Origin of the sequence: Aquisphaera insulae, assembly GCF_011064615.1 — a bacterium.
Lineage (GTDB): Bacteria > Planctomycetota > Planctomycetia > Isosphaerales > Isosphaeraceae > Aquisphaera > Aquisphaera insulae.
In genome coordinates this window covers 143049-151834 of the sequence record NZ_JAALJH010000012.1, presented here as the reverse complement: position 1 = coordinate 151834, position 8786 = coordinate 143049, and the positions used below count along the sequence as shown (strand labels likewise).

Sequence of the window (8786 nt, the reverse complement as noted above, 5' to 3'; positions counted from 1 at the left end):
CGAGTCGGGGCCAGCCGGCGGAAGCCCGCGGTTGCCGAGGAGGTCGTCAGAGCGCGTCGCCGATCACCTCGCCGCCGGCGCGCGTGGTCAGGGCCCGGAAGGTGGCCCGCGCGACGGAACTCTTGACGAATCGCACCGAGCCGTCGCCCAGGAGGAAATGGCCGCCCCCGGGATGATCGCTCCGGAAGCCGTCGGGGCCCGGAACGGAACCTCCCGGTGAGGTCCTGCCGAAGACGATGTCGGCCGCGGGGCCCGTGCGGCCCAGGACCATGAACACGGCCGAGACACAGGTCCCCGCGGGCGACTCGACCTTCGTGCAGACCATGGAGCCAGGGAATGGCACCCCCACCCAGGTCGCGTCGGCGAGGGTTCGCGACCGCTCGCCGACCAGGATCGTCGACGACGTCCCATCGGCAAGGTCACGGATCGACACCCGGCTGTTGGGGAAGAAGACGCCGTTCCCCTTCTCGGACAGGATCTTCCCGCCGCGGCCGTCGGGCTCGAAGGCGGTGAGCTCGCCGGCCGAGGCGACGTATTGCGCCGCCGCCAGCCCCTCCATCGGATGGATCGGCACCTCGATGAACCCGGAACGATACGGGCCGTCGTCGGACCCGCTCGGGCAGAGGAAGGTGGAGACCCGAGTTTCCTGGACCGTCAGGTTCAAGGGCATCCCGCGGAGGAATCCCGCCGAAAGGTTGCACGCGTTGTACAGCGGACCTTGCTCCAGCCCGGGCAGGATCCGAAGGCCCCACGCCCAGCCGGGGTTGTTTGTATCGCTGCCCGGCCCGCGGTCGAACGAGCAGCCCGGCGGGAACGCTCCTTGCGTCTCGTGATACGCCTGCAAGGCCAGCCCGATCTGCCTCAGGTTGTTCGCGCACTGCACCCGCCATGCCGCCTCACGAGCCGACTGCACGGCCGGCAGCAGGATCGCGATCAGCAGGCCGATGATCGCCACGACCACCAGCAGCTCGATCAGGGTGAAGCCGCGACGCACCGGGGTGATGCGGTCGGCCTGGGGCAAGGGGCATTTCATGGGACCTCCGTTCCCGGCGCCTGCGCAGCCCGACTCAGGACTGCTCCGAGATCCTACCCCAAACCCTGCATGCGTCAATCTTGCTCCGCTCGCAGGCCGTCCAGGTGGACCCAGGCGCCGCCGGACCGGTCGGAGTGGTCACCGGCCACCGTGATCTTGACGGAGTGCTTGCCGGACGCGGCGAACTCCTTCCGGAAGACGCAGACGCCCCAGACGTCGTCCGCCGAATACGTGTCCACGGCCTCCGCCGGGCCACCATCGACGGAGACCGTCGCGCGGCCGCAATCGGCGCCGAGCTTCGAGAAGACGAGGAGCCGCCGGCCCTCGATCGTCGCCTCGGCCGTCGCCCCCTTCCGGTTCGAGGCCGCGATCGTGCCGGCGTGCGCGGGCTGGAGGCCGGACTCCCGCTTCCAGGTGCCGGCCAGGGTGACGCCGCGATCGGCGTCGTCCAGGACATGGGCCGCGATCGACGAACGCCCAGTGGCCGCGACGGCCGACGATCGATTGCCGCCGCCGTCCACGGTGCGGACCTCGTAGCGTGCCCCGAGGTCGGCACCGGCCGAGTGGTCGAACTCGTACGTCCCCTGCGCCACCTTGCCGATCACGGTGCCGTCGCGGAGGACCTCGTAGTAGGAGAGCCAGTTGTCATCCTTGCCGGGGGACCAGGTGATCTCCACGCCCGGATAGCCGAGGTTCTCGCCGCGGGCGATGCGGACGCCCGAAGGGGCGGACGGCGCCGTCGCGTCGAGCGTGCTGCCGGGATGCAGAGGCAGATTCAGGTAGATCAACTCGCCGGGGATCATCGACTCGAGGACGATGCCGCGGGCCATCAGGTCGGCCCCCTTGCGATCGACGCGGCCGGGTGCTTCATGGAACGTGACCGCGTAGGTCTCATCGGCGATCAGGCCGCGAGGATGGATCGTCACCGGCCCGGGCGCGGGACGCTTGGGGATGATGATCCCCCGCTTGCGGTCGCCGCTGAGCCGCTCGAAGTACATCGTCGGGTCGTCGCCCGTCACCGCGGGGCGATGGACGCGGACCCAGCGGCCGACGACGCCCCGGGAGAGGAGATAGCGATAGACGTCGATCAACTCGCGAACGCCCTCGAGCTTCGCCGGATCCCACGTGTCGCCGGTCATGTCGAAGTTCATCGTCAGCAGCCCGCGCCAGGTGGCCTTGTTGTAGGCATCCGGATTCCACTGGTCGGGGTTGTCGCAGGTCTTGTCCGGGGGCAAGAGGAGCGTCGCCCACTGGTTTCTCAGGAGGCCGATGACGCCGTCGCTGAACTGGATGTTCGACGCGTACCGGGCGTAATCGTAGCCCACGTCGTTGCCGCCGCCGTTGACCGCCTGGAAGGCGCATTTCGGGTGCCGGTCCAGGAACGTGGCCAGGACCCGCCGGAGGCCGGCGTCCTGGGCGAGCAGGGGGGTGTCGTCGCCGTCCTTCGGGGCCGTCGGCGTGCTGTCGTTCCGCCATTCGAAGTCGCCCCAGCGGGCGGCGAAATCGTCGAGCTGGCCGAGCATGAACGCGACGACCTCCGGCCGCGACATGTCGAGCGTGCCGCCGCCGAGGACCCAGTCGGGATGCTCGCGCGCGACCTTCGATTCCGGGTCCACCGTGTAGAGGAACGCGTAGATCAACTGCCCCATGCCGGCCTTGCGGAGGTAGTCGCCCGTGGCTCGGAAGTCGGGCCCGTTCCAGTCGCCGGCGCGGTCCCACCAGCCCCAGTCGCGATGGTAGACGCTCGCCCCGGTGTACCGCATCAGGTCGGCGGTCCGGAAGATCTTCCGGACCGAGCTGGCGTAGTCGGGCCGGCCCCCCACCCACGAGGAATTCGCCTGCCCCCAGGTCGTCCCCTTGTACCAGTACCCGAGCATCCGCGTCGCCGGGAACCAGCCGTCGCGGGTGTAGTCCCAGAGGTAGCGATACTGCCAGTCCAGGACCTCGTTGCCGGCGTCGTCGAGGTCGCCCGTGAAAATCGCCGTGAACGCCTTCGGCGTCGTCAGGGAAGCCCCCGGCGCCAGCGTCTGGCGATGCCCCGCCACGTTCAGCCGGGCCGCGACCGTGCCCTCCTTCGCCGGGCGAAACTCGGACGTCCAGTGCCCGAAGTAGTCCAGGCCGATCACCAGGCCGTCGCCGCTGGTGCGATCCCGGAGCGCGAACCAGGGGGCATACGACGACGATCCCATCCGGAACCCATACGCGTTGTTCGCGCCGTTGGTGTTGCCCGTGTTGCAGACCGATCCGCTGATCCGCACCTTGCCCGTCCTCGCCGCGGTCCAGACCCGCGCCGAGTCCTGGCCGAAATCGGGATGCTGATTCCCCGGGCCCACGAACGGCGTCCCCGTCGCGTTGTCCTTCTCCTTCCGCCACTGGTTGGGGCCGGGATAGTAGACGAGGTCGACGAGCCGGCCCCGCTCGAGATACCCGTACCGCCAGCCGTGCCCGCCTTGCTCCCCGCCGAACTCCCTCGAGGCCACGTGCGCCTCGCCGTCCTCGTAGCGGATCGTCGGGTCGAGAGCCGTCGTGTCCCAGCCGATGTTGCCGTGGCGGCCGACCTCGAACGACAGGGTATCGCCGGCCTTCACGTCCGCCGTCAGGTCGAAGGGGACCGTGACCGCGGCGCTCGCGATGTACTGCCATCCCGAGGCCGGCCAGACCTGCCGGCCGTTGTGCATGATCCGCGCGTCCACGCCGTCGCCGGGGAGCGGCGCGGACGGGATCGAGAGCGGCTCGTACGAGTCGAACCGCCGCGGTCTGGACGAGCTGAGCGACTCAGTCTTGAGGGCCCACGACCCAGGCTGGTTCTCGCCGCCGGTCATCCAGTGAAGATCCACCGCCGAGGCGTCACCGACCCTCGCCGCGACGGCCAGGAATCCGGGCTCGACGACCTTGATCGGCTCATTCCCCGCGTTCCGGAGCGTGAGCCATTCGCGGATGAGGCCGGTCGACGGATAGACGACGTATGCCTTCGTGGCCTCGATCGGCCCGCGTGCCAGCGTGACCTCCAGTTGCAATTCGCCCTGCCCGAGCCTGCTCTCCTTCGAGCCCCGCAGCACCCACGGGCCGTCGCCCGGGACGCCGACGATCTCCGGCGGCAGCTCGTCGACGACCGCGCCGGCCGCGATCATCTCGCGACCGCTGCGGAGGTTCCTGAAGCTCGACAGCCGCAGCCGGCCCCGATCGAGTTTCACCGTCCGCTCGACGGCCGCGGTGGCCATCGTCCACGACTCGCCGCGCGTCGCGAGGGACGCGTCGCCGCTCGTGACGTCGCCCCGCGCGGGGAGAATCACGAGAGTGCCGAGAAGGACGATCATCGACGATGCGGATGCAAACGGAAGCCTGGAACCACTCACTCGACGGAGAGTGCCGACCATGGTGATGCCTTTCCGCGGATCAGGGAGTGTCCGGAGCGGGGCGGACGCGGGCGGGGGACGAGTCAGTCGTCCCGATCCCGGCATTCTGCCACCGCAACGGGGGCGAGGCAACCGGCTCGCGTCGGACTTCGAGAGCGTCGCCGGTTGGGTGGGTGGCCGTGGTGGTACACCACGGGCGGGCGGGCTATCACCCCGGACGGGCTTGGCTGCTAAGCCACAGCGATCCCGTGGTGTTCCACCACGGCCACCCGGAAGGCTTGCGCGAGGGCAAGGGAAGGTCAACACCCGCCATCGCGACTTGAAGACAATCGCGCAGATGGCGTCGTTGTGCCAGATTCGGAAGCAGATCATACTTGCGCCAATCGTCGACAAGGCGTCGATGTGGGTTTTCGAGTCCACGAAGCAGAGGTGCGAACGTGGGGTTCAGTGTCCACTATCGCTCGACGCGCGCCGTTACGGCGGCCGAGGCCGAGGCGATCGACCAGGCCGCCGCTCGCCTGTGCGATGACCCCGACTGGGTCGGGTGTGAGCCGGTCTGCTTCTCCGAATGCATCGACGCGGATCTGGGAGACGGTATTTATCCGGACGGCTACCTGTCTGGCAGCAGCAAGCCCGGAATGAGGCCGCACCGCGAGTACGTAATTCCCGGCGAGGAAACGCGCTTTGTCACGATCCGCGACCTGATCGACGCCCTATGTCAGATCTCTCGCGATCATCAGGTCGACTGGGAGATCGGCCACGATTACCACGATGGCCCGGTCGGCACCATTCGGAGTGGCCTGGCGGACGACGAGCTCGTAGCGGAGATCGATCGACTCTCGGCAGAGATCGAGGCGATTCGCGAAGGCAGGGAACCTCCGGAATGAACCGATGGCAGCCACGCTGAAGTCTGGAATCGGTCGTCGCGATTCCTCGGACCATCTCAAGTCGCGCGGCCAGATATTGGCGCTCCTTACACGCGCAAAGTGTCCGGGTGGCCGTGGTGGAACACCACGGGACCGCTGTGACCTTGGAGCAAAGACCGGGCGGCGCTGCGGCCAGCCCTCCGTGGTGTATCACCACGGCCACCCGGCCGGTTGAGCCGACTTGCTGCACCCTGTCCCTTGCCCCCAGCAGCCGCTATCGTGGAGCGGTCCCACCGAACTTCCTCCCACCGCCCGCCGAGGCACCACGCGAGGCATCGGCCGGCGAAGCTCGATCTCGGATCGGGCGCGGCAACGACCGCCCCGACCCGATTCGCCGGAGCACCCCCGACATGCCGTCACATCGCCTGTCTCGTCGCGCATTCGGATTCCGCCTCGTGGAGCTTGGGCTGGCCGGCTCGGCCGTGGGGCGGGGACGGCCCGCATGGGCCGAGGACGCGAGGCGGCCCCTCGATCCGGTCGTCGCCGTGCCGCCGGAGATGCGGCCCAAGCCGGGGCTGATCCTGGTCTCCGACCAGCAACTGCTCGACCTCCGGGACCCGGACAAGCCGGTCGACATCAGCCTGGGCTCGACGCCCCAGATCGCGACCCTTCGGCAGCTCTGCGAGCAGGCGAAGGCCGGCCGCGGCCAGAAGATCATCGTGGCCTTCGACGAGTTCTTCACCCAGTATCGGCCCGGCCAGAAGGGGAAGCCGCGGACGCTCACGCCGGACTCCGACGCGTATATCGAGTGCCTCGCGAAGATCGGCCGGACGCTCCAGCCGTATGGCCTGGGCCTGGAGCTCAGCCTGCTCTCGCCGCTCGAGATCGGCGCCGCCTACGCGAAGGCCACCGGCGAGGCCGGCCGCTGGGTCCAGTACCGCGAGGGATACCGCAATCCACGCACCGGCCGGTTCCACGTCTCGCTCTGGCAGCAGCTCCGCTGGACCAACAACAAGGGGACGATCGAGCTGGCCCGCGAGGACGTCCAGGCCTACGCCTTCCGCGAGCGGCAGATCGGCCAGGGCCGGTTCTATCACGTCGCGCCCGAGCAGATCGTCCGTCTCGACGCGCCGCTCCACATCGACGAGGACGGCGAGGGGGACGAGGGGGACGGGCGCCGGCGGCGGATCACCGTCCGCGGCGAGGGGGGCTCGAACGCCCGCGGGCTCGATCGGGTGCTGGTCATCGTCCGCTACCGGACTCCGGAGATGGACTACTTCAGCGACCGCGCGCTCCCCTACCTGAAGGAGCTGATCGGCAAGTACCACGCCGCCGGCATCCCGCTGGCGGGGCTCTACTCGGATGAGGTCCACATCCAGCAGGACTGGGGCTACAGCGGCCACCACGACGAGGGACAGTTCGCCCTCCGCTACCTCACGCCGAGCCTCGCCCGCACGTTTGCCGCGAAGTACGGCGCGGAGTTCGCGGACTTCGAGAAGTTCCTCGTCTACTTCGCCTACGGCCAGCACGCCTTCGACCCGACCCTGGACGCGCGGTTGCCGGCCCTGCACACGATGGCACCGACCGCGGAGGGCGTCGCCCGCACGGCCCTGCTGCGGCGGCGGTATTTCGACCTGCTCGACCGAACGGTGGTCGACCTGTTCGTCGCGGCCAGGCGGCACGCCGAGGGCGTCTTCGGCCGTGAGCTGGAGGCCACCGCGCACGCCACCTGGGCGGAGAGCCCGACGATCGACTTCTGGGATCCGGGCGACGGCCGGCCCATGAACCCGATGAAGTATGAGTACACGCCGAACTTCCTCTGGTCGAACACCGTCCATCAGGCCGCGGCCGCCTGCGACGACTACTTCCGCTGGGGCGAGTTCCTCACCGGCGGCGGCACCGACCACGCCGAGGGGGGCTGGTCGGACCGCGACTACTACGGCCTGGCCCTCGGCTGCTCGCTGGGCATCACCAACCCGAACCGCCCCTATGCCTACGCCGCGGGCTGGGGCTGGCCGGATGCCGTCGGCGAGCGTTACTCCGCGCTCCAGGCCGCCTACGGCGTCGGCGGCCACCCGGCGTTCCAGGGCATCACCGAGAAGCGGGGGCGCGACGTCGAGGTCCTGATGCTCTATCCGCTCTCACTGGTCGCGGCCGAGGAGCGGTTCGGCTCGTGGATGGTCCAGTACGGCTACGCGACCTATGCCACGCCCGAGGTCTTGCTGAAACAGGGCAAGGTCACGGACGACGGCGCGATCCTCCTGGGCGGCCGGCGATTCACCACCCTGGCGGTCCTCTTCGAGCCGCTGCCGCCGGCCGGGCTGCTGGCGATGCTCGAATCGTTCGTCGACCGCGGCGGCCGGCTCGTCTGGTCCGGCCCGCCGCCGCGGCTGGACATGGACGGCACGGCCGCCCTGGAGGCGTGGAAGCGACTCGTCGGCGCGGGGGCTCTTCATTTCAACCTCGAGGGCCAGGCCGCCGCCGGCGGCGTCGTCCAGTTCGCGGAGGCCCTGAAATCCGTCCCGCCGCAGGCGATCCTGACCGACTTCCTCGTCGACCTGATCTATCCGGTCGATCCGGCCGAGGGCTCCGGCGCGAAGGTCGTGGCGACGGTCGCGGGCCGGCCCGTCGGGCTGCATCGATCGAGAGGCAAGGGGTCGGTGACGTTCCTCGGCTTCCGGCCGCGGGACGACCAGTCGGCCTCGCTCGGCCACGAGAGCCGGACCTGGTTCGAGGTCCTCAGGACGCTCGGCGCCTACCCGAAGAGCCGACCGGACGTGCCGGCGGAGGACAACCCTTCGGTCGTCTCCCGCGAATCCCCGCACCTGGCCACGCGGTTCCCCAACGGGACGATCGTGCTCGCCGCGCATTATCGCTCGCACGTCGAGAGCTGGGGCGGCGGCTTCGTGCGGGATCAGGCCGAGGACGGCGCGACCCTTGCCCGCAACCCGCTGCCGCCGGACCGGGTGGACCTCGACGAGCGCCGGGTCGGCGGCCACCGCGTGACCTATCGCGGCCGCCTCGCCGTCGCCTTCCGCGTGGATGCCTCCGGCGAGCTGATCGCCTTCGGCGGCCAGGCGACGAACGGCATCCGGATCGACGGCCGCGAGTACCGATTCGCCGACAAGCCACTCGACCTGCTCGCCTTCTTGCCCGTCCCCGAGGCTCGTCGCGTCCCGGGCGGGGCCGCCATGATGATCTGGCTGGGCAACCAGGGCGAGGCCGAGGTCCGCATCCCCGCGCCCGCGGGGTTGAGGTCGCCGCGGGTCTATCAGCAAGGAGCCCACGAGGGCGAGGCCGGTGGACAGGTCCCCGCGTCTCTCCGCGATGGACTGCTGATCCTCCCCGGAAGCCGGGACGCCCAGGGCGAACGGCTCCTGTACGTGCTGCCTGGCTGAATCGGGGCGATCCGTCCGAGGCGGCTCGAAAGTGGTTGACTCCCGGCGATCGCCATTCTAGATCTCTATGTATCCCCTCCTGTAGGGCACGAAGGAATCGCCGGCTCAGCGAGTCTCGACCCTCGCGGCCAAT

At 69.6% G+C, this 8786-nt stretch carries 4 protein-coding genes; 2 read left to right on the top strand and 2 right to left on the bottom strand.

Annotation, left to right across the window (positions count from 1 at the left end; all coding sequences use genetic code 11):
- Nucleotides 1-46: 46 nt before the first annotated feature.
- Both G6O54_RS09905 and G6O54_RS09900 read right to left on the bottom strand, forming a co-directional pair.
- The gene (locus G6O54_RS09905; RefSeq protein WP_165224062.1) at nt 47-1033 is read right to left on the bottom strand and encodes a DUF1559 domain-containing protein; all 987 of its coding nucleotides are present in this window, start codon (nt 1031-1033) and stop codon (nt 47-49) included.
- A gap of 74 nt (nt 1034-1107) precedes the next feature.
- Nucleotides 1108-4350, bottom strand: a complete 3243-nt coding sequence (locus G6O54_RS09900) for an alpha-amylase family protein (protein ID WP_165224059.1) — start codon at nt 4348-4350, stop codon at nt 1108-1110.
- Nucleotides 4351-4826: 476 nt separating this feature from the next.
- Here G6O54_RS09900 and G6O54_RS09895 point away from each other — a divergent pair, with 476 nt between their 5' ends.
- Nucleotides 4827-5276 carry a hypothetical protein gene (locus G6O54_RS09895; RefSeq protein WP_165224057.1) on the top strand — a complete coding sequence of 150 codons (450 nt, stop codon included), beginning with the start codon at nt 4827-4829 and terminating at the stop codon, nt 5274-5276.
- Nucleotides 5277-5665: 389 nt separating this feature from the next.
- The gene (locus G6O54_RS09890) at nt 5666-8653 is read left to right on the top strand and encodes a hypothetical protein (RefSeq protein WP_165224054.1); all 2988 of its coding nucleotides are present in this window, start codon (nt 5666-5668) and stop codon (nt 8651-8653) included.
- Nucleotides 8654-8786 lie beyond the last annotated feature (133 nt).

Coding starts and splice junctions, on each gene's coding strand:
- G6O54_RS09900 (WP_165224059.1), bottom strand. CDS start 4,350: ATGATCGTCCTTCTCGGCACTCTCGTGATTCTCCCCGCGCGGGGCGAC.
- G6O54_RS09905 (WP_165224062.1), bottom strand. CDS start 1,033: ATGAAATGCCCCTTGCCCCAGGCCGACCGCATCACCCCGGTGCGTCGC.
- G6O54_RS09890 (WP_165224054.1), top strand. CDS start 5,666: ATGCCGTCACATCGCCTGTCTCGTCGCGCATTCGGATTCCGCCTCGTG.